This window comes from Gottschalkia purinilytica (assembly GCF_001190785.1).
GTDB classification, from domain to species: Bacteria; Bacillota; Clostridia; order Tissierellales; family Gottschalkiaceae; genus Gottschalkia_A; species Gottschalkia_A purinilytica.
This window is the reverse complement of the sequence record NZ_LGSS01000007.1, coordinates 113356-137130: the sequence shown is the minus strand read 5'-3', so window position 1 is coordinate 137130 and position 23775 is coordinate 113356. Positions and strand designations below refer to the sequence as shown.

The 23775-nt window shown below is 32.0% G+C and carries 16 protein-coding genes and 1 pseudogene; 3 read left to right on the top strand and 14 right to left on the bottom strand.

Annotated features, from left to right (window positions below):
* Positions 1–198: 198 nt before the first annotated feature.
* The 5 genes and pseudogenes from CLPU_RS08970 to CLPU_RS08955 all read right to left on the bottom strand — a co-directional run bounded on the left by CLPU_RS08970 (position 199) and on the right by CLPU_RS08955 (position 7016).
* Positions 199–1737, bottom strand: coding sequence for a phytoene desaturase family protein (locus CLPU_RS08970; RefSeq protein ID WP_050355315.1), 1539 nt, complete (start codon positions 1735–1737; stop codon positions 199–201).
* A gap of 619 nt (positions 1738–2356) precedes the next feature.
* The gene (gene bioB, locus CLPU_RS08965) at positions 2357–3349 is read right to left on the bottom strand and encodes a biotin synthase BioB (RefSeq protein ID WP_050355314.1); all 993 of its coding nucleotides are present in this window, start codon (positions 3347–3349) and stop codon (positions 2357–2359) included.
* A 41-nt stretch (positions 3350–3390) separates the two neighbouring features.
* Positions 3391–4746 carry a sodium:solute symporter family protein gene (locus CLPU_RS08960; protein ID WP_050355313.1) on the bottom strand — a complete coding sequence of 452 codons (1356 nt, stop codon included), beginning with the start codon at positions 4744–4746 and terminating at the stop codon, positions 3391–3393.
* Between the two features lie 555 nt (positions 4747–5301).
* A pseudogene (locus tag CLPU_RS18150) lies at positions 5302–5561 on the bottom strand (hypothetical protein).
* A 204-nt stretch (positions 5562–5765) separates the two neighbouring features.
* A complete protein-coding gene (locus CLPU_RS08955) occupies positions 5766–7016 on the bottom strand; it encodes an agmatine deiminase family protein (RefSeq protein ID WP_050355312.1) in 1251 nt (416 codons plus the stop codon).
* Between the two features lie 588 nt (positions 7017–7604).
* On the opposite strand from CLPU_RS08955, the gene CLPU_RS08950 reads away from it, so the two are divergent.
* Positions 7605–8060 carry a DUF2512 family protein gene (locus CLPU_RS08950; RefSeq protein WP_082154157.1) on the top strand — a complete coding sequence of 152 codons (456 nt, stop codon included), beginning with the start codon at positions 7605–7607 and terminating at the stop codon, positions 8058–8060.
* Positions 8061–8509: 449 nt separating this feature from the next.
* Here CLPU_RS08950 and cphA read toward each other — a convergent pair whose 3' ends face one another.
* The 8 genes from cphA to CLPU_RS08910 form a co-directional block, all read right to left on the bottom strand.
* Positions 8510–11149 carry a cyanophycin synthetase gene (gene cphA / locus CLPU_RS08945; protein ID WP_050355311.1) on the bottom strand — a complete coding sequence of 880 codons (2640 nt, stop codon included), beginning with the start codon at positions 11147–11149 and terminating at the stop codon, positions 8510–8512.
* A 40-nt stretch (positions 11150–11189) separates the two neighbouring features.
* Positions 11190–11996 (bottom strand): cyanophycinase, encoded by an 807-nt coding sequence (locus tag CLPU_RS08940; protein WP_050355310.1) that lies wholly within the window; start codon positions 11994–11996, stop codon positions 11190–11192.
* Between the two features lie 15 nt (positions 11997–12011).
* Positions 12012–13157: a beta-aspartyl-peptidase gene (gene iadA / locus CLPU_RS08935; protein ID WP_050355309.1), complete on the bottom strand. Its 1146-nt coding sequence runs from the start codon at positions 13155–13157 to the stop codon at positions 12012–12014.
* A 647-nt stretch (positions 13158–13804) separates the two neighbouring features.
* Complete coding sequence (locus CLPU_RS08930; RefSeq protein WP_050355308.1) at positions 13805–14392, bottom strand: GNAT family N-acetyltransferase; 588 nt, start codon at positions 14390–14392, stop codon at positions 13805–13807.
* Between the two features lie 558 nt (positions 14393–14950).
* Positions 14951–15292: a hydrogenase maturation nickel metallochaperone HypA/HybF gene (locus tag CLPU_RS08925; protein ID WP_050355307.1), complete on the bottom strand. Its 342-nt coding sequence runs from the start codon at positions 15290–15292 to the stop codon at positions 14951–14953.
* Between the two features lie 39 nt (positions 15293–15331).
* Entirely contained in the window at positions 15332–17923 is a 2592-nt protein-coding gene (locus tag CLPU_RS08920) for an FAD-dependent oxidoreductase (RefSeq protein WP_200898550.1), read from the bottom strand.
* Between the two features lie 126 nt (positions 17924–18049).
* A complete protein-coding gene (gene hypB, locus CLPU_RS08915) occupies positions 18050–18721 on the bottom strand; it encodes a hydrogenase nickel incorporation protein HypB (protein ID WP_050355305.1) in 672 nt (223 codons plus the stop codon).
* A gap of 23 nt (positions 18722–18744) precedes the next feature.
* Entirely contained in the window at positions 18745–19725 is a 981-nt protein-coding gene (locus CLPU_RS08910) for a DUF5692 family protein (protein ID WP_050355304.1), read from the bottom strand.
* A gap of 266 nt (positions 19726–19991) precedes the next feature.
* On the opposite strand from CLPU_RS08910, the gene CLPU_RS08905 reads away from it, so the two are divergent.
* Positions 19992–20696 (top strand): FadR/GntR family transcriptional regulator, encoded by a 705-nt coding sequence (locus CLPU_RS08905; protein WP_050355303.1) that lies wholly within the window; start codon positions 19992–19994, stop codon positions 20694–20696.
* A 286-nt stretch (positions 20697–20982) separates the two neighbouring features.
* On the opposite strand, the gene CLPU_RS08900 is transcribed toward CLPU_RS08905, so the two are convergent.
* Positions 20983–21873, bottom strand: coding sequence for a LysR family transcriptional regulator (locus tag CLPU_RS08900; protein ID WP_050355302.1), 891 nt, complete (start codon positions 21871–21873; stop codon positions 20983–20985).
* Positions 21874–22019: 146 nt separating this feature from the next.
* Between CLPU_RS08900 and CLPU_RS08895 the strand changes: the two genes are divergently transcribed.
* Complete coding sequence (locus CLPU_RS08895) at positions 22020–23465, top strand: pyridoxal phosphate-dependent decarboxylase family protein (RefSeq protein WP_050355301.1); 1446 nt, start codon at positions 22020–22022, stop codon at positions 23463–23465.
* The last annotated feature ends 310 nt before the right edge of the window (positions 23466–23775 follow it).

The window sequence follows — 23775 nt, the reverse complement described above, 5'->3', positions numbered from 1 at the left end:
ACCAAACTCCTTTCAAAGTATTATCATGAATTATACATCTTAAAATTAAAGAGTGTATAGTATATTATTGCAGAGCTATATTAGGGCTATTAAATGAAAGATATCAAGATTTTATAATCTCAATACCTTTCTTTGATTTAAGTATTATCTAAGTTCTTAAAACCCGGAATATATGAACTACAAATAAAAATATTTCCTTTATACAGTTTTCTCCTCACTTACAAATATCTTATTATCATTTTTGCAAATGATTTGTGCTATATTCCTACCTGTTAACAAAGCTATAGGTAATCCTCCACCAGGAACTAACCAATGCCCTGTTAAATAGAAATTTTTAAGGCCAGGTAGTGTACTCTTCACTGGGGACGATGCGAATAATTTTTTTGTAGGCATCCATCCCTGTATACTACCTTTCCAATTACCAGTGTACCTCATAAAAGTAGCTGGAGTTGCTACATCAATAACTTCAACGTTGTTCTTTATATTACCAAACTTATTATCAAGTTTCTTTATAACTTCTTGTGCAACGTTATCTTTTATTTCTTTATATCTTACATAATCTTTCTCACGAAGATTAATCCAGAAATCTGCATTTGATGTTTGTAACGTTACTGCAATGGTGGTTTTATCCTTGGGAGACATGATTCTATCATAGTTATATATATGTGCTTCCATTCTTTTAACTTCAGATCCATCTTCAAGCTCTAACACCTCATCCAATGGAAATCGCAATAAATGAGGAATATCCTTAAACAAGCTGGAGACACCAATGGAAATAAGTAATATAGAAGGGAAAACATCTAAAACTTTTTGTTCTTTTAATGAAGTGATATCAGTATCAATATATTTTCCTTCTAAGGCTTTGAAAACAGTAAAATTCCAGTCAGCAGCTGAAATTACTATATCAGCATCAAGTATGTGATTTTCATTTATTTGTATGCCTACAGCAGTGTTATTTTCAGTAATGATTTTGTCCACTTTAGTATTAAACCTTATCTTACCACCAAGTTTATAGTATCGTTCTTCCAGCTTTTTAGCAAAAGTAAGGGAGCCATTTACCGGATATCCAGCACAGCCTATACTAAAATAAGCCATTTGCATAGTAATAATTAACAAGGTATGCTCTTCACCTTCAAAGAGCAATTCAAAGGCTTCCTTTAAAAATGGATTTTTAATTTTTTTAGCAAAGCTTATATTTGTAATTTTACTCCACTTATTAATAAATAAAACTACAGGAAGATACTTTAATAAGCTGACTTTTTCAGAAAAAGTCCTTAACTCGGGTGCTTTTTCTACTAGTGGCGGTAATTCATATTTTTGTATAAACCTTATAGAGTCAACAAATTCTTTGATTGGCGCTGTATCTTCAGAAGACAAGTCTAGAAGATATTTTTCTAATTCATCTATATTTGAGTATAATTCGAATATTTTATTCCCATATTTATCTACATTATCTTTCACTTCAATAGAAACTCTTTTTGAGTGGTTAACAAATTCAATTTCTTCTAAATCAATTAGTTCTGACCAAAGCTTATAGAATGCACTGCCTTTGTTAGAGCCAAGTAACCAGTGTATACATCCATCGAAATTATAGCCACCTCGTTTCCAGCTTGTACAGAGACCACCCGAAAGATTGTGCATCTCAACAATTTCAGTTTCGTATCCATTCATCTGTAAATAACATCCGGTAGCTAATCCAGAAATACCAGCTCCTATAATTTTAACTTTTTTCTTCATATATGATCTCCTGTTATATTTAAATTTATTTTTCCTTCTTAAACAGATTCTTACTTGACATTAAGAGGTTGTATAATTTCCCTAATCTAATTATCAATCCATATTTTATTAATTTTATTTTCCCTGTAATCACTTACTAGTAACCCATATTATACCATATAAGTATGGAAACCCTCTATTTTTTTGCTTACTTGCTTATTTCGTGTTAGTACGTCCCTTTTCTATATCGATAAAATAATATTCTATTTTATTTATATATTCAAACTTAATTCTATATTTAAATATTCAATTTATTCTGAGATTCCATTAGAGTTTTTTGTCCATATAAACATTTTCATAATAAATAAAAAACCTGAACAGATAATTATATCTCGTCCAGGCCTATCTTATTACTTCTATAACTTCTCTAAAATCCTATAAATGATTTTCTACTAACTTTTATAGTATATCTATATTTATTTTTTTGTAATTGTGTAGTGTAATATTTCTAAGTCCTATAATAGCACTTTTTATACTAGATACATTGAGATGCCAATAGTGACCTCTACAACTCTTCATAGTTTTTCTAGCATTTCGCTTAATTTTCTTAACTATTTATTGAATGATTTAATTATATAAATTAAATTGCATAAGAACCCTTATCACTAGTTAACATAAATCCTTCGTTTCTTAGCATTTCAACATCCTCTTCTATACAATTTCCTGGTGTTGTTAAAAAATTACCTACCACTATTCCACTCATCCCTGCTCTAAAAGCCATATGCTGTTCTTCTCCTAAAAGTACTCTCCCAGCACCATAAATGAAATTAGCCTTAGGTATAATAAATCGATAAATAGCTATATTTCTTAATACTTCCTCACGAGTTATAGAAACTGGTCTATCACCTAGAGGAGTACCTTCAACAGGATTTAGTGTATTAACTGGAATATTCATGACATTAAGTTCTCTTAGTGTCATAGTCATTTCAATTCTATCCTTCATAGTTTCACCTAATCCCATAATCCCTCCACTGCAGGTATCTAAACCTGCTTTCTGAGCATATTTTATTGTATTCATTCTATCATCGTAAAAATGTGTAGTACAAACTTCTGTAAAAAACTCCTTTGATGTTTGCAAGTTATGCTGATAACAACATAGTCCAGCTTCTTTCAAACGATATGCTTCTTCTTCTTTTAATAAACCATGGGCGCCACATAATCTCATTGTTGTCTCACGAGAAAGAGCTTTATAAATATCATAAACCTTTTCCTTATTTAAGTCTGAAAAAGCTTTTCCACTTGTACTTATGCCAAAACAATTGACTCCTTTTTCTTGATATTTTTTTGCAAATTCAACAACCTCATCAACGTCAACAAGGTCATAGGACTTGACATTGGTCATATAGTAAGCTGATTGAGAGCAATATCTACAATCTTCACTACACTTTCCTGATTTGATATTCATTACACCACACAAGTTCACAAGATTTCCTCTATTAATATTCCTAATTTTATTTGAAGCTTCAAGTAATTCTGTGGTTTCAGCGTTTTCAGCTAATTCTAATGCTTCGTTAGCATCAATCAGATTACCCTCAATAACTTTCTCTAATAAACTTGAAACTATATTTTTCATAACCCTCTCTTCCCTCTTAATTAACAAAATATAACTCTAAACTAAATACTCAAATTTTTATCTGAGGATTGCTCATATTCATTTGATAAGAAAACAGACAGAACACTTAAAATCAGCGAACACCCCATACCTATTAAAGGTAAGTATTTTATCTTAAGAAAGTTATCTAATATTCCACTGCTACCTCCTACAATAATAGCTAAAAACCATAAAATCTTATTAATTTCTTTTTTCTTATAAAACCAAATTGCTATAAGTAATGGACATACTATCCCCGGTGCATAAACAGAATAAGCTCCCAATAGTAACGAGATAATATCTTGTTTTAATACTGCAATCAAAAGAGAGATTAATCCAATAGCTAATACAAATATCCTAGTATCTGACACTTTGTTTCGTTTTAAAATGTCATTTTCAATGATAGTAGCTGTCGTAATTAAACAAGTATCAGCAGATGATATAAGAGCAGATACCAGACCTATAGCTAGAGCTATACCTATTGATGTTGGAAGATGGTTTGATATCATATAAACTAAAGGATTCTCATTACCTAAATCAGTAATATTTAGTTTTGCCCAAAGACCTATTGAAGTTATTAAAAAACTAAAGAAAAATAACAATATTCCTGCATTAAAAGCAGCTTTTTTAGCAACCTTTCCATCCTTCGCTGCTAAGTTTCTTGAAAACATATCTGGCCCAATGAAATAAGTTCCCCCTACAATAAATAATAGATTTATAAGGTTAAGCCAATTAAATTTATCGTTAAATAATTCTATATTAGAAAACACACTTGCTACATTCATTTGGGCACCACTAAAGAAAAGATAGTAAAAAGTACATACTATACCTATTGCTAAAATAACAAACTGAATAGCATCAGTTTTTATAACAGAAAGTTGTCCTCCAATTGCCGTATATATAATTACTGTTATTGATACGATAATTAGCAAAGCTAAAGTATTTGACGATCCTGTAATTACAGAAAATATCTGTGATAAAGCTGTAAATTGAGAAGCAATAATTCCAGTCCATGATGTTACTATAATAAAAGCAATAATTAGTTTTCCACCTTCGCCAACAATTTTATTAGCAATGTCAGGCAATGTATAGGCGTCAAAGTCTCTAATCTTTTTAGATAAAAAAATAGATTGTAGAATAAGTCCAATACCACCTACACCAAGCCACCAAAAAGCTGGAAAACCCATATTATAAACCATATCTGCAGTACCAAAAGTTGCTGATCCTCCAATAATAGTGGATAATAGTGACATTAATATAATAGGCTGTGATTGCTTTCTACCTGCAACAACATAGTCGTCATAGCTATTAGCTTGAAAGTAATTGTACAAGCCAATTCCCAAAAAAAGTAATACATAAATAATTAATGCTACTACCATAAAATACCTCCTCAAAATAATTTTTGTGATAAGATATCATGAACGTTAACTTAAGCTATAATTCGCCATAAAATTCTTACCATGTATCTTCTCTGTATAAAAATTAAAATTATGAAAAAGGAACAGATATTCTATAGAAGCTAATTTCATCAAAGTCTTTAATTTTAAAAGCTTAAAATGTTCGTTTTGACCAGATACATAACAGAAATTATATATAATGGTTTATAAATATGTATAATTCCTCTGAGCTATAAAAAACTGTTTTGTTCTATTTTTATTTAAATATAAGCTTATATTTAGAATAGTTTGGAATATATAGCACCTTTACTCATATATCAGTTTAAATTAACATCCATTGATTGCCTTGAATTTTTTTACTTGATTTACATTTTATTACACACTCTAGCATACTAAGGTTATAAAGTCAAATGACATCAATATTTCTAACAACTCAAATTCTCACTACTAAAACAATGAATTTCTTATCTATTAAATGTTTTTATGGATTTAATTCTAATAAAAATAGATAATATCCCTATATACTGTTTTACTAAGTTATATCTTCATACCTACACAAGTAATCATCTCTTTATCTTCTTCAATATTACGTCCTATAGTAATTAAATAATTTCCTACTAATGCCGCATTCACTCCTGCTTTAAATCCTAATTCCTGTTTATCTCCGATTGCCTTCTTCCTTCGGCATATCTTATATACGAATTGAGTATAATATACCTATATAGTGCCATAGTTTTTAAAACCTCAAAAGGAGATAATATCTTATTATTTTCTAGCGGAGTTCCCTTAATCGACATTAGCACATTTAAAGGAATTGAATTAACGCCAAACTCTTTAAAATTAATCTTTCCAAAATACGATTTGTCCTCAGTTCTCTCGATCTGATATAATAAAAATGCAAGTAAACTAGCTAGTTTACTTGCATTTTTTGTATCATTTAATACCGTCTATATAATTCCTTACTCGAATAGCAATTTAAAGACTTTCACATATTAATAAAGCTAATCTGCAGGCATATGTTGAGTTATACAATGAATTCCGCCTCCCCAAAGATTTAAATTTTCGGCATCAATGCCAATAACATCCCGTCTGGAGAATGCATCACGCAATATGTTTTTGACTCTATCTTCCGTTTGTTTTAATTCACTGGATAATCCGGGCTTCCAATAAGTCTGCATAATCACTACGCCGTTTGTAACAGCATAGTTCAAATAGCTTCGTATGGGTATTTTCCCCGTGTCAACTGGTTTCTGATAAATTGTAGGGGGCATTGGAATCCTTATAATATTAAAAGGTTTTCCATCCTGGTCTGTTGCATTCCGAAGTATATTATAGTTTTCTTCAAGCCGCAAATAGGATTCACGAGAAGCTTCATTCACATATCTGTCCTCTGGAAGAATCTGAGCTAAAAGTATCGTATTAGGATCTGTAAAGCGCGCTATTTCATTGATGTGTCCACTTGTAATATGGTCATCTTCAGCCAGTCCTTTTTTTAACCAGATGATTTTTTTAACTCCTAGAACTCTTTTATATTCATCCTCAATTTGTTGCTTTGTCATTTCAGGATTACGCTTGAGAACCACCGACTCTGTTGTCATTAATGTTCCCTGACCATTTGACTCTATTGCACCACCCTCAGAAATAAGTTTTGTATCCACCACTGGTAGTTTGTATAATTTAGCGACAGATTTGTCCACCTGACTCTCTATATTAATATAATCCTTACTGCCATCCCTACTGTAGTTGTTGAAACCAAAGTCCACCACGTTCAGTTTATTTTGACTGTCTTTTACGAAAATAGGTCCAACATCTCTTGTCCATATAGATAAGTGGTTAATCACGTGAAAATGAATATTTGTACCAAAGTAACCACTATCTTTAAGCATGTTTTTAATTTCGGTGATATCATCATTATTGCGTACCATAACATTAACTCTAATATACGGATCAAAAGCCTTCATGATGTTAATAATAACAGGACTTACAGGATGGGAATCTTGATTATATACCTCTGATGGCCACTGCATCCAAATCGCCTGCTGCTTTTCAAACTCAGCCGGAAATCTGTAAGTAATGGGATAAGTACCTCCATCTAATTCTAGTTTAACGTACTGATTATCACTTCTATTATTTTGATTATTTTTAATATTAGGTTTGTTTCTACTGTTTTGAGTATAATTACATGCTCCCAACATAAACAGTACGAATGCACAAAGAGAAGCCAATGCAATCATTGAATATTGTTTTTTCATTTTATTCCTACCTTGAATATATTTTTTATTAGTATACCTATTTTCACAGATTATTAACCTATTATCTATTGTATATAATAGGTAATAGCTAAAAAATCAGTAAAAAGATTTGTATGATAGATATTTTTATTGTTGAATATAAAATAGGTAGAGAACAAAATATCGGTATTGTTATGAAAACAATTAAACTTGCAAAAGAATAAATCTCATAGTAAATGGCTATCTTACAATTCTACGATTTTTATCATAATACTTTTTATTTATAATTTCTAAATTAAACGTACTAAAACCACTTGTATATCTTTCTTCTTCTTGTTTTACTTCTATGCCTTTTAACTCTGCTTAATGGTACCCTTTTTTCTATATTTTAATAAAACTATTATTAAATGATATATTAAAACTTGATTAAACAGTTTAATCTTTATATAAATCTTAAGTACTTCCTAGTATCAAAACTTGAATATTTTACGGATTTCTACACATACTTTTACTAAACTTATTATTTAAGTAAATAAAGTTTAACTATTTAGATTTAAAGAAAGGAAAAATCTATTATAGAAATATACTATTCTCAGAAGGAGGTAAAAAATGAACAAAACAGTAACTGCTTTATTAGTCAAGTTTGTAGCAACTTTAGGAGCTACTTGGATTGCATTCTCATTATTGGAAAACAATACATTTGGGTTTGTACTAACAGTTGCTATAGCTGGTACATTATTAAATTATTTAATAGGAGATCTGCTCATTCTTCCTAACTTCGGTAATCTAGTTGCTTCTTTAGGTGATGGTGGACTTGCTATGTTAACAGCTTACATTATAGGTACATTTACCTACGGTTTTAGAGCTAATATAACTACATTTATTATTTTTGGAATTCTTGTTGCTATATTTGAATATTTCTTCCATATATATTTACTTAAAACCGAAGAAGTTGCACCGAACACCAGCGACACCCATAATAATCATACTAATTTTAATATGGAAGCAGGAGATGAATTCAGTATTGATAGCAATAAAGACGACCGCGATAACAATGAAAATTAATGAATAGTTTTTCAGATGGCATATCACGATTGATATGCCATCTTTTGTATTACATTTAGTAATTATATAATTTAGGACGTGAAATTTGGCATTAAAGTTTAAAAAGAAAATCTTTAAATATTAATTTACAATACTAAAGCTAAAAAGTTTAACACAAGCCTTTTAAATGAGCTATACAGATCAATAGAAGTCACAATCTTATACAAACTGCCTACCATGTTACTGTAAATGAGTTTTTTATGTAACTTACTCATTATGACAACTACATATAGGACAATTTACCTCTATCCTCGTCCCTCCCAATCATTCATATCTTAGACATAATTAAAGGAAGGATTAGAAATTGTACCCTTCCTTTATGTTATATATAACTGTGCATTTGAAAGAAATTTGACTACATGTTTTAAGTTAGAGATTCTCAAATCTTTTACTAAAAAAATAGCAACTTACTAACCTAGCATTGAGAAAGCCACATCATTTTTATTTAATTCCTCATTTTGTAATTGAGTGATCAAGTTTATAGCTGGATCAAATTCTTCATAAAATAGTGTAATAAAATCCCCATCCTCAGATTCAGAAACTGCAGTTTTTAATGCTTCAATTTCTGATGGTACAATTTTAATGTTATCAGCATTAAAATTAGCACTTAATAATCCTTTATAAAGTATATTAGCCACCTCACCTGGTTTTCTTCCTCTTAAAACCATATCCTCTTTTATATATACTTTCGAGAAAATTTCAGAACATTTTACTCCTATATTAAAAATTTGTTCATCTAATCTATCACCTGGTACTCCAATAACACCAATGGATCTAGGAACATTTAGTTTACTTACAAATTTTCCAACCTCTTCATATCCTTCAATATTATGACCATAATCTATCATTACTTTTCTATTTCTTAATTCAAAAATATTAAATCTACCTGGATTCATATTTACATCAGGTTTAAATGTCTTTAATCCCTCTCTAATAATATCTAGTGGTGTTCCTAAAGCATATAAAGCGCTAGATCCTGCAAGTACGTTTTCTATATTACATTCTAATATCCCATTAAATGTGATTGGAACACTGTTTAAGTCAATAAGTTTGGTTCTTTCAAAATTATCATATACATATATACTATCATCTTCTATAAACAGTGCAGTCTTGCCTTCTTTAATGTGTCTAATTAAAATTTCATTTTCATAAGTTTTAGAAAATAAAATTAAGTTTCCACTTGCTCTATTAATAAAATATTCAATCATTTTATCATCAGCATTTAGTACAGAATAGCCATCAGGTTTTACTGCTTCTAAAACTAAACTTTTTGCAAAAGCTAAATCTTCAATGCTTTCTATACCATCAAGCCCAATATGATCATCACCAATATTTGTTAATATCCCAACATCTGCAGCATCATAACCTAAACCTTTCCTTACAAGTCCTCCTCTTGCTACCTCGAGTAATGCAATATCTATTTCTTTAGAACTTAATACATTTCTTGCACTCAGAGGTCCTGTATTATCTCCTTCTAATATACATTTATTATCAATATAAATTCCACTTGAAGTTGTCATTCCTACCTTCTTTCCAGATAATGAAAGGGAGTGACCAATCAATCTTGTAGTTGTAGTTTTACCATTTGTTCCAGTCGTAGCAATAATAGGAATAGAATATGGAGTACCTTCTGGATAAAGAAAATCTAAAATATCAGAAGCAACATTAATACTATTACCTATAGTTGGATGTAGGTGCATACGAAGTCCTGGAACTGCGTTAACTTCTATCAATGCACCCTCACATTCTGTGATAGGCTTTGATATATCTTTAGTAGTAATATCAATTCCAGCAATATCTAAACCAATAATTTTAGCTGCATCTACAGCAATCTTTATATTATATGGATGAATATCATTTGTACATTCCACAGCACTTCCACCTGTACTAATATTCCCATTCCCTCTTAATTTAACAATTTGTCCCAATTGTGGAATTGAATACTCTGTTAAATTATTTTTCTCTAAATAATTTAATGCTATTTCATCAAGCCTTATTTTAGTTTGAGGTTTCTCATGACCATATCCTCTTAATTCACTTGTATTTTCTATGTCAACTAATTCCCTAATAGTATGGATTCCATCTCCAATTATTTCTGGTGCTCTTCTCTCAGCAACTGCACATACTTTGTCTTTAACTACAAGTACTCTATAATCTTTTCCTTTTATATATTTCTCTACTAATACACTGTTACTATATCTTATTGGTATATTAAAATTATCTTCTAGCTCTTTTGGTGAACTAACATTAAGAACAACTCCTTTGCCTTGATTCCCATCTAGAGGTTTTAAAACAACTGGATATCCAATTTCTCTAGCAATTCTTAATGCTTCATCTATTGTGTTAGCTATCTCTCCATAAGCAACAGGAATATTATTTTCCGCAAGAAGTTGTTTAGTTAATTGTTTATTACAAGAAATATCTATGGATATTCCACTAGTTGAATCAGTTAAAGCAGCTTGAATTAGTTTTGAATATTTTCCATAACCAAGTTCTAGAATACTTTCATCTCCTAATCTTCTTATAGGTATTCCTCTTTTTTTTGCTTCATCAAAAATAGCTCTAGAGCTTGGACCTAGTTCATAGCGTTCCTTAATGTTATTTAGGCTATCTAATATATTATCCAAATCAATATTCTCGTTTCTTATAATGCAATCAATAATATTAATTGATTGTTTGACACATTCGATAGCTACATTTTCATTCTTATATTCAATTATCATGTTATATAAAGAAGGGCTTTCCTTTACCCTAGTTTTACCAAAAAACACTTCATATCCTAGTATTGCTTGAAGCTCCAGAGTTAAATGTTCAGCAACATGTGCAAAATAAGTTCCTTCCCTAATTCTTTCAACAAACCCACCATGTTTTCCAAGACCACAATGATGCTCTATTAAACTTGGAAATAGATCTAATAAGTAATCATTAAAATTATCAAATTCTATTGTAGTTTTATCACTTAAATCTTCAAGATCGATTAATACTTTGATTACGGGTTTATGACTATATATATTTCTTCCTCTAAACACGTTTATATCTATAATCTTCAAAATTCATTCCCTCCTACTTTATCTTACAAAGCATAGATTATTATGATCTAAAAACCTCTCTATTTTTCAAATCGAAACTATATCCTTCTGGCAATACATGTAATATTACATTTGTTATTGCTAGAACTTCATCTGGTTTAAGTTCGGAAATATTAGAACTTCTAATGGATTTACCATCAACAATAGTTACTGAATTTGTCCCAAGTACCTCAAAGGTATTGTCTGAATACACAATTATTGAAGTATCCTCATCTATTCCAATTCCTAAAATATCTGGATTTTGTGCTACACCCCAAATTAAACGTCCAATTCTTCCTCTTTGAGCAAAGTGTTGGTCAATTATTGTATTGTTTAATAAATTTAAACCTGGTGCAACCTTTAAAATGCACTTTCGTGGTGGTTCATTACTATCACCTTCAACTATCATAATATTACTCATTGCAGAAGCTCCAGCACTCGTTCCAGCTATAATTCCACCGTTTAAATAGCACTCGAATAAAGCTTCACCTGCCTTAGTTCCTCCAATTATACTAGTAATTCTTAGTTGATCTCCACCAGTGAAAAAAATTCCATCAGATTCTCTTATTTTTTCAATATACACTTTATCATTAGCATCGTCTCTACTATCTATATTTAATATATCTATATTAGTCATACCCAGTTCTTCAAAAACTTTGCGGTAATTATCTCCGACAGAATCTGGCTCTTTAGTTGCTGTAGTTAACACTAAAAGTTTTGAATCATCGTGTTCTAAAAGCCTAGTAAATTTCTTAAGTATTGTCATTTCTTCCTCTTTGTCTTCTGCTCCACCTATTATTAAAAGAACACCTTTTTTATCTGCTTGCATGCATAACCTCCATAATTAGTTAATATAACTTTCAAACTTACCTTTTTTAATTATTTTGCCATCTTTCATAAAAATTTCTCCACCTATAATCACAGTATCTATATTAAGTGTCTCTTTATCTAAAACAAGAATGTCAGCATCACTTCCAACTTTAATAGTACCCTTTTTAGGGTAAATTTTTAGAAACTTAGCCACATTTACTGTTGCAGTTTTCAAAACTGATGTTATATCTATTTTTCTTTCAATAATACAGTCTCTCATATCAGTAAATAATTGAGACATCTTACATATGCCATTACCCATATTGCTGCCATTACCATCTGAAGATACCGTCACATTATCTAAGTTTTTATTATTTTTTATAAGTATTTCTATTGCATCAGGCAAACTATACCCTTTTTCTGAAGATTCACCTGCAGTAATATCAATAAATCCTCCCATATCAAGAAATTCCATGCCTTGTTCAAAAAGTTTCTTATTCCTATTTATATGGGTTGGAATAAACATATCAATTGGAAAATCAGATTCTTGAACTAATCTAAATAAAAGCTCTATACCTTCTTTACCATCTCCAACGTGAATATGAACAATTCCAGCTTTTGACCCTATTAAGCCACCTATCTTTGCCTCACTGGCAAGTTCTTTCAACATTTGAAGACTAGGGTGTGACGATCTATAATCAGATAAAGCGATCTCACCAACACCTATTACTTTATCTATAAGTGAAATATCATTAACTACTTTCCCTGTTAAAGTCGAGGTAGGAATAGAATAACTTCCTGTATAAATATATGATGTAATACCTTCAGTTTGGAGCGCATTAGCCTTGGCTAATAGATTTGATATATTTCTTGTAATACTATCAAGTCCTAAAACTCCTACTACTGTAGTTACTCCAGCATTAACAATTTCACTTAATTGTATTTCAGGAATTCTACTAGCTGGACCTTCCTCGCCACCTCCTCCAATAATGTGAACGTGTTGGTCAATTATACCAGGGATAATTATCTTGTTAGTACAGTCAATAACTTTTGCATCCCATAGTTTTTCCTTAGAAATTTCATCCTCTACTCTATATATTTTATTAAATGCAATTAAAATATCTTTTTTACCTATACTTTCAGGAATATAACAATCTCCGTTCTTAAGTAATGTAAACATAAATAATCTCCTAACTTCAATAAGCTATTCCTAGTATTGACACATAATAAAAAAAAATACTAAATATATTATTTTTTCTATTAATCCTTAGTATTGAATCAAATAATCGATAATCAAAACTTCTTTTCTCTTTTTAGGGTAAGAAAAATGCTCATAAGACGAAGCTTATGAGCTAAAAGCAAATGTTTATTTTAAATTAGGCAAGATGTTATTATATGATTACACTTTAAAGATATAGTCATGCTATACTTTCCGTATTTAACATCATATGAAATACATCTAAAATACTCTGTTTCCACAATTTAAAACTAACACTAATCCTTTGTACACTAAAAAAACTGAAAAAATGAAAAGTGATAGGAAATGTATATTGAAAGTTTAATAATAAAAAAGCAGATATGTTTCTCATCTCGAAAAACACATCTGCCTAGGATATATACTTAATATCATATTACTAAATTGTATTTTTATTCTTATATAATAACAAAAGTATAGAATTCTATTATCTCAGTGCTTTTGAATTTTTTAATTTTTATCCGATATTCTACATGAGTCTAATCATTCATATAGTCAACTTTAAACCTTCCCTTTTTCTTTAATGAACAATGTTTGTTAAATACCAAAATTACTCATCCATGCTAGAATTATTATCTTCCTTCATACTCCTTTTTTAGCAATCCGAAGATCTTGGTATCAATATACTCGTCATTATATAAAAAGTCTTCTCGTTTTATGCCCTCCAATACAAACCCGTTTTTACGATAGACTTTTTCTGCTCGAGGATTGAAGCTATAAACCTCCAATTCTACTTTATGAAGTCCGAGCACTTCGAATCCATATTGCAGAAATAATGCAGTAGCGTCAGTTCCTAGTCCCTTACCACGACCTGATGCTCCAATCAATATACGAAAATTTACATTTCGTGTAGTTTCTTCAAAATCATTGAATACAACTTCGCCTACTAATTTTCCGTTCGCTCTTTCAATAATAGCCAAGTCTAATCGATCCGTTTGCTGATTACGGCTTTGGTACCATTGCTTAATATGTTCAGCTTCTTCAGAACTGATAGGCGCATTAGCCTCTTCATCATTAGCAACTGATCCAGTTAAGCGTTTCACTTCTGGATCTGTTAACAGAGGTATCATTTTTTCCCAATCTTCCGTTGCAAAAGGTCTTAAAATTACCTTTTCTCCTTTCAAAGTAGGCTTTGTTAGAAAATCAATTTCTGTTTTCATGTGTTCCCTCTCATTTCTTTTTAGTTCGTTCTCAACTATCATAACATATATCACAAATCTAAATAGCTATTTATCTTTATATCCTTCTAATAACAATGTAGAGATCATAGATAATAGTTATAAGCATTAAAATAAGTATTGGACTGGCGATCTTTTGTGGTATTTATTTTAAAAAATAAGAGCAAAAAAGAGGCATCTTTATCCTAGTTATTATTCACTTTTCGATCTCAATCCCCCAACATCTTGTAATCAGAGTACTTTATTTGTCTTTTTATCTCGATACGTTATTAGTTCTACACAGTCCATATGTACTGTCTATGGGAACATGTCTACTAGTTGTACTTTTAGGGTTTCATATCTTAATTATTCTAGAATTTTTGAATGTCTTGCTAAAGTTGCTGAGTTTTAGGAGACGTATAATATTTTTTCAGAGTAAAAAAATTTGTTATAAAAATTAAAATCACGTATAATTAAATTCTAATTAAAAACTATATATATCTATATTAAAGACCTCCTTTAGTCACTATAATAACTAAAAGAGGTCTTCTGATTTTTATTTTAGCAGGCTATGACTTCCTTAATAAAAAACTCTCTTCCGCTTAATATTTCCCAACGAATACTTCCACAGTTCGGACATCTTTTATGGTTTTGAATAAGATTAAAAACTTTGTTGCAATCTTTACAAAGAGCATTGCCTGGTAATATCTCAATTTCTAATTTTGTGTCTTGCAATATTGTACCATCAACTGCGGCGGGATAACATTGCTCTACATACATAGGAATCATTGATGAAAGCTCTCCGATTTGCAGTACCAATGTATCAACTTTAGTTAATTGATTTTCTTTTGCAATTTTTTCTACTATCCTAACAACCTCAATTACAACACCTAATTCATGCAAATTAATCACCTATCCTTTACAATGGTAAAAGTCCTCTACTTAATTATTCTTAAATAAATTCTTGACCTTTTTAACTGCAATTTTCCCCTTACGTTTAAAAACTTGTTTAACAACTACTGCTTTCATATCTTCGTAGGCTACACCTTCACCATCATATTTTCTAACAAGTGAAATAGCATCAAACTTACATTTAGTTGTACATTGACCACATCCTACACAGAGAAACTCATCTACAACAGTAGCGCCGCAGCCAAGACATCGTTCCGTTTCCTTCTTTATCTGTTCTTCTGTAAAGGTACCACGCAAATCCCTAAAGGTTTTTTGAGATTTTTCTCCATCCACATGCCTTGCTTTCTGTCTTGGAAGAGTATCGTATCCATCAAATATAGTCTCTGCCTTATCTAATGAATGATATTCTTTTCTGTCACGACCAATAATTAAACTTTGCCCTGTATGAACATAACGATGAATTGAAATAGCACCTTCTTTACCTAAAGCAATAGCATCAATAGCAAATCTAGGCCCTGTAAATACATCTCCACCAGCAAATATATCAGGCTCTCCTGTCTGTAATGTAACAGGATCAGCTTTGATTGTCTTGTTATGATTCAATTCAATCTTGCTGTCTGAAATTAAGTTTCCCCAGTCTATTGCCTGACCTATTGAAAGCAGTACATAATCTGCATCAACGATTATTGTATGATTTTCGTCATACTGAGGGTTAAACTTTCCATTTTTATTGAAAACAGAAATACATTTTTTAAATTCTACACCAACAACACGTCCATTTTCTGTAATAATAGACTTTGGACCCCAGGAATTATTTATTGTAATACCTTCAGATAAAGCTTCGTCAATCTCTTCTTCAAGAGCTGGCATTTCTTCACGGCTTTCAAGGCAAAACATATCTATTTTTGAAGCATCAACTCTTACAGCAGTTCTTGCAACGTCTATAGCAACATTACCTCCACCGATTACAACTACATTTCCTTTAAGTTTAGAGTTGTCACCTAAATTTACATTCCTTAAAAAATCAATACCTGAAATAACCCCTTGTGCATCTTCACCTTCTATACCAAGTTTTCTTCCTGCCTGAGCACCGATTGCAAGGTAAAATGCTTCATATCCTTGACTTCTTAAGTCATTAATAGTTACATCTTTACCAACTTCAATACCTGTTTTAAACTCAACATCTAATTCTTTTAAAATATCAATCTCAGCATTAATTACGTCCTTTTCTAGTCTAAAAGAAGGAATCCCAAGTGTTAACATTCCCCCAAGTTCATTTTGTTTCTCAAATACTGTTACCTTATAACCGTCAATAGCTAAATAATAAGCACAAGAAAGTCCAGATGGACCTGCACCGATAACCCCAATCTTTTTACCATATTTATGTCTTCGTTTAGGTACATAGCGACGATCCGTATTTAAGTCTTGTTCTGCAATGAATTTTTTGATTTCATCGATAGCAATAGGTTCGTCAATATCACCTCTTGTACACGCAGATTCACACTTTCTTGGACAAATACGCCCGCATACTGCTGGAAAGGGATTTTCATGCTTGATAAGCTCAAGAGCTTCTGTATATTTCCCCTGGGATGCTAGCTTAATATAACCCTGAATAGCAATATGAGCAGGACATTCTGTTTTACAAGGACTCGTACCAGTATCAACTACATTTTTTCTATTAATACGATAATCTGGATTCCATTTCTCCGGACCCCACTCTGTATCACGTGGAGTCTCTTTTCTTTTTATTTCTTCAGTAACCGGTGTCTTAGAACACAGTTTTTGACCCAATTGCAATGCATTAACTGGGCAATTTTGAACACACTCTCCACAGGCAACACATTTATCTTTATCTACAAGCGAAACATAGTTTGAACGTACCATGTCAGCGTTTATAAACATCTCAGCGGTTCTCAAAGAAAGACAAGAACACCCGCAGCAGTTACAGATTGCATGAGTTTTTCCTGAACCATCCAAATTTGGTATCTGATGCATCAAACCATTTTCTTCTGCCCTTTTAATAATTTCAAAAGCTTCTTCACGAGTAATCTGACGACCTCTGCCTGTGCGAATATAGTATTCAGCAGCATGCCCCATCTGAATACACATATCTTCTTTTAAATGACCGCAGCCTTCTCCCATAACTTCTCTTGCCGTACGACAAGAACAATCTGAAACTGTGAAGATATCATTTTCATTAAGATATTTAGAAACTTCCTCATAAGATGCTCTTCTAGTTTCACCTTCAATGGCTTTTTCGATAGGAATAACACGCATAAGCCCTACCCCTACAGGAAAATTACCTGTGGTTTTTGGTCCTCTTACTCTTCCATATGCCTCAAAAGCTTCTGCAATTTGAGGATATTTTGCAACATTTTCTTTGTTGTTAACCATCATTTCCATAATACCTGGAACCCAAGTTTCATACCAGAAGTGATCTACTCCATCAATTTCATTTACAAAACAAACACCAGCAACTGCCAAATCCAATAATAATTTAGTGGTTTCCTCTACAGATTTACCACACAGTGGAGCAAGCTCTTTCGCAGTTGTTTTTTTACGTATTTTCATACAAAGTGCCACTTCCGCCATTTCTTCTGTAACAACAGGTTCAAGAATCATATATTCTGGATCTGTTGGTTTAATTTCATTTTTTGAACCTCGTTTTTTGTTGCTAATATGATTGGCAAGATCAAGTACCTTTTCTTTAACCATAAGTTTTACCCTCCAATAGAGACTATGATAGTGCTAATTGTTATTCCACTTTTTCACTTCAGTACGTAGCCAATCTACCCATTTCTCAATTCCTTCACCTGTCTTTGCAGATACTTCAAAAATTTTAATATTTGGATTTAATTTTTTTGCTCTTTCTTTACATGCTTCTAAATCAAAATCGAAGTATTCCAATACATCTATTTTATTTATCAAAAGAACATCAACAATTGAAAACATCAAAGGATATTTAAGTGGTTTATCGTCACCTTCTGGCACACTTAAAATCATTGCATTTTTTGATGCTCCGGTATCAAATTCTGCAGGGCATACTAAATTCCCTACATTTTCTAAAATAGCAAAATCTATATTTTCAGTTCCTAAACCAGTTAAACCCTGCTTTGTCATATCTGCATCAAGATGGCACATACCGCCTGTATGCAATTGAATTACTTTTACACCAGTTTCAGAAATAGTGTGAGCATCAACATCAGAATCAATATCCGCTTCCATAACTCCGATATTCATTTCATCCTTTAAAGCATTAATCGTTTTTGTAAGAGTCGTTGTTTTTCCGGAACCTGGTGATGACATTAAATTAAGTAAAAAAGTTTTCTCTTTTTTCAGATCTTCTCTAAGTAACTTCGCTTGACGATCATTGTCTTCAAAAACACTTTGTTTAATTTCAAGAACTCTAAAATTATCCATAACTTTAACCTCCAAATATTTTATTATTCAGCAAATGATTTTATTTCCTGATATCTTCTCATATCTACATAAAGTTCATCTTTGTATGGATTTCTCTTGGTCTTCACAATCTTATAACCCATGAAAATCAATACTCCAATGTTTGCTACTAATGCTGCAAAACTCCATATAGTTAATGCAGTAGTATTATATGTAGAAGATACAGCAAATCTTCCTTTATCAATAAATGATGGGAAAGTTTGTGCAAACATACACCAAAGTGCTAATGTGTGAGCACGATGTTGTAACCAAGCACCTTTACCAATGGTAAATGCACATAGAGTAGGAACTAACAGTAAAGCAAATCCACAGTACCATGCATGACCTGGTAAGCAGTTATATGTGTATGCAAAGTTCCAAATATCATAAGCTACAATCCAAAACCACATCATATCTGGCCATAACATATCTTGGCTTCTATCTTTGTCAGTTCTTTTACGGATACAGATGCCACACCATCCAGTGATAGCAATGATATTTATGATACCTGCTGCTGCATTCATGAAATTCCATGGACCACCAAGTACATACATTGCTTCATTAGCAAGAATTCCACCTTGTGAATATTTAAGTCCTACTTCGATGTCACGAACTACTGCTTCACAGATATTAATTGCAAGAATCAATGGTGGGAAATAAAGTGCAAAACGACTGTCAGAAAGACGCCATTCTTTCCCGGTTTTCTTATTTTTTCCATGTAAATAGCGAATACACCAAAAGCCAATACAACCTGCAATAGAAGAATATACCTTAGCAAGATGGAACCAGTCGGTATAGGTAGTATCATTCAATACTGTAAACCAGAGAACAGAAAGTATAATAGGCATGATAATAAAGCATAAAAATCCTGCTTTCTTGGATCTTCTTGTTACTTCATTTAAAGCAAATAACAGAACAAATACCAATATCCAAACAAGCCACACAGAAATTGCGGATGCACCGCCTTCGTAGTTGAATATAAACATTTCAAATCCCCTCCTTATTTACTCTAGGTTCACTATCCTAGGATAGTGAACTGTCCATTTTATAATATATATTTCTCTGGTCATACCAGTATGACAGATATAGCTTCAGGAAAATATTAACATAAATACGATATATATTCAATATTTTTCCATGTATTTTAATTGATTTATTTCTATTTTTTTCTTGTTTTTTTAGTAATATTACATTATAATTATTATTGGCTTGTGTACATACCACAACCAGTTTAAAGGAGTGACAAGACCATATGGAGTTTAAAAAATTGAGTTCACCATCGTTAAAAGAATTGTTTATTAAAGAACTGGAGATCATGATTCTATCTGGCAAACTGCCCATCGGGAAAAAACTTCCTTCAGAAAGAGAACTCGCTGAATCCATGCAAGTTAGCAGAGCTGTAGTTAATGCTGGTATTTCCGAATTGGCGAGAAAAGGATTTTTATTGGTTAAGCCAAGAGTAGGTACCTTTGTAGCTGATTATCGTAGAAATGGAACTATGGAAACCCTAATTTCCATTATGAATTATAATGGTGGGATATTGAAAGAGGCAGAAATACGTTCTATCTTAGAGCTTAGAATTGCATTTGACTGTCTTGCAGTAAAGTTATGTATTCCCAAGATTACAGATGATGAAATTGCCATATTAAAGGGATATGTAAAACAAATGGAAGAGACAGACTCTCCAGAAGTGGCTTCTGAGCTGGCTTTTCATTTTCAGCATGAGCTTGCCTTCCTTTCTGGAAATACACTGATGCCTCTAATTTTCTTCTCATTTAAAGTTCCTATTCTATCTTTGTGGGAACGTTTCTGTAGATTATATGGTTTAGAGTCTTTACACAAAAACACAGCTGTTTTGTGTGATTACATTGAACAAAGGGACACTGATAAAGCTGTAGAATGGCTAACTACTTCTATTAATGATATTATCAATGGCAGTAAACAAATTTACTATTAAGTATAAACTTCATATTATTGAACATGGAGATAAAAATTGAGAAAATCTAATTTTACTTAGAGATTTTATGAATAATCATTCTAACTATAAGGATAAGTATTTTAATCATAAAGTTAGGTTAGACATTAAATATAAGTGCAATAAACGCTAGGTTCAACATTTTTTAGTTCCAAATCTCAAAATTTTTGATTTGATTTATATCTAAATTTATGCTGCAAAAATTTTTTCAATATTTTTCATATAAAAAAGCTGTGTACTAATTATTTAGTATCACAGCCCTATTATTTTATTCTCTTTTATAAAAATCTTGAACTATTTTAATAAATGCTTGCATTTGTGGAGTCACCCATTTGCTCTTATGATAGAGGAGCTGACTGCACATCTGAATAGTTGTAATATCCGTTTGAATACGAGATAAAGTCCCCTGCTTGATTGCCTTTTTTACGGAAAACAAAGGAAGAAATGAAACTCCTACACCTTCTTCTAGCAGATGAATGATGGTTTCGGTGTTGCCAATCTCTAACACAGGCTTAATCTCCATTTCCTTTGCAGCGAGCATTCTTTCTAATTCGTAGCGATAACTTCCACCTTTTTCCGTCAATATAAATGGCTCTTTGATAATATCTTGTAAGTCAATCTTTTCCCCATCTATAAATGAATGGCCACTAGAGGTCACAAAAACAATGTCTTCCTTCTGTTGCACTGTCCTCACCCATTCTGAACCGTATATCTTTTGATCCAATGTAAAAAGTAGGTCAATGTCATTGCATTTAATCATGTCTATAAGCTCTTCTGTGGTAGCAGTTTTTATAACTGTCTCTACCTGTGGACAAACATGATGAAATTTAAGCAATAGTTCTGGAAGTATAGCTGTACAAAGTGATTCTACCCCTCCTATACGAAGAGATCCTCTAGGAACTTCAGCATTAACTGCAAATGTCATAGCTGCATTAGTGACTCTCATGATTTCATTGGCATGAAAAATAAAAGCCTCTCCTTGATTTGTTAAGTTTACATGTTTACCCACTCTTTCAAAGAGTTGTGTGCCAAGCTCTTTTTCTAATTGCTGTATCTGAACTGTGACAGTAGATTGAGAATAGCCCAGTTGCTCCGCTGCCTTTGAAAAATTTTTTGTTGCCGCTACCCTTAAAAAGGTTGCAATATTTCTAAACTCCATTTTTATCACCTATTAATTTTTTTAATATATATTATGAAATCTATGAATTTTACAAATACATGGCTACATGGTACTATTGGTAATGAGAAATGTCAAGTTTTTAACTAGATATTTCCAATATACTAGATATATAAGGTGACGGTAAAATGAATAAACAGGAAATGACATTAAATAATCAAGTACAACGTGCAGTTGAGGATTTTATTCAAGTATTTTGTGCTGACAAGCGGGAATTAGCCGCTCATAAAATTATGCAGGAAGCCGATGAGAATCAAATTGCAAATCTTAAAAAAATTGGTATACCTGCTAAAGGATGTCCTATAAATACTGTAGTAAACGAAATGATTGAAGAGGTTTATAAATACAGGGCAAGTGTAAATCACCCTAGATTTTTTGGGTTCGTTCCAGGACCTGCCTCTATGATATCCTGGCTTGGTGATGTTATGACAGCTGCTTACAACATTCATGCTGGAAGCTGGGCAACAAGTCCTGCTGCAAGCTGTATCGAACAGGAGTTGATTGACTGGCTTTGTGCTCAAGCTGGATATACAAAGAAGTCTGGAGGGCTATTTGTTTCTGGTGGTTCTATGGCAAATATGACAGCACTTACCGCTGCCCGTGATACAATCTTAAAAGAGGAAAAACAACACTTAGGTGTTGCCTACGTTTCAGACCAAACTCACAGTTCTGTTGCAAAAGGGTTGCGTATTATCGGAATTCCAAACTCTAGGATTAGGAAAATACCTACTGATCCTTGGTTCCGAATGGATATAGAGCAATTAAAAGCTACCATTGAAAGGGATATATTAGATGGACTTATTCCATTCGTTGTGATTGCAAGTGCCGGAACTACCAATACTGGAAGCATTGATCCACTTGAGGAAATCAGCTCTTTATGCCATAACTATGGCATGTGGATGCATGTAGATGGTGCATATGGAGCTTCTGTGTTATTGACAAAAAAATATAAGCACCTACTTAAAGGAATCGAAAACGCAGACAGCATCAGTTGGGACGCTCACAAATGGCTATTTCAAACCTATGGTTGCGGTATGGTTCTAGTAAAGGATAGATTAAATCTGTTCAATAGCTTTAATACCCATCCAGAATATCTTAAGGATCTGGAAGCAGAAGAAAACCAAGTAAACTATGGAGATATGGGAATAGAACTTACACGACCAGCCCGTGGTCTAAAATTGTGGTTTACTCTTCAAGTAATGGGATCATACGCCATTGCTGAAGCAATAGAACATGGATTCCAACTTGCTGAATGGGCAGAAGATGAATTGAAAAAGAAAAAAGATTGGGAGATTATTTCCCATGCACAACTTGCCATTATTAACTTCCGCTTTGCTCCATCTGGAATAACAGAAGAGCAAATAGATGAGCTTAATAAAAACATTTCTAAAGCAATTATTAATAATGGTTACGCAGGTGTCTTTACCACAGAACTGAATGGTAAAAAAGTTTTACGTATTTGTGCAATTCATCCGGATGCCAAAGAGAGTGATATGAGAAATACAATGCGTCTGATGAATGAATATGCCCAGGAATTTTATCAATCAATTATAACAATGAAAGTTAGCAGTTAAAACCTTTAATGACTTTTTATAGATTGAGTGGTTAAATGAAAAGACTGTGTACTAAAAAAGAAAAATTACAAATAAAGTCTGCTGTCTTTGCAGGTTAAGTTTTTCATTATGTGCTTTAACCTATTAATAAGTGCTGAATATTGTACAGACATTTAAGACAGGGTAAAGTACATATGCAAAAAGAAGTCAATTGATATTGCAGTTGACTTCTTTGCATCTTTTTCTAACTCTTTAAAAAATAAGTCCATTTTTATACCTCCTTCACCTTTGAAAAATAATAATCATTAAGTAAAAGGTACGTACTCTATTT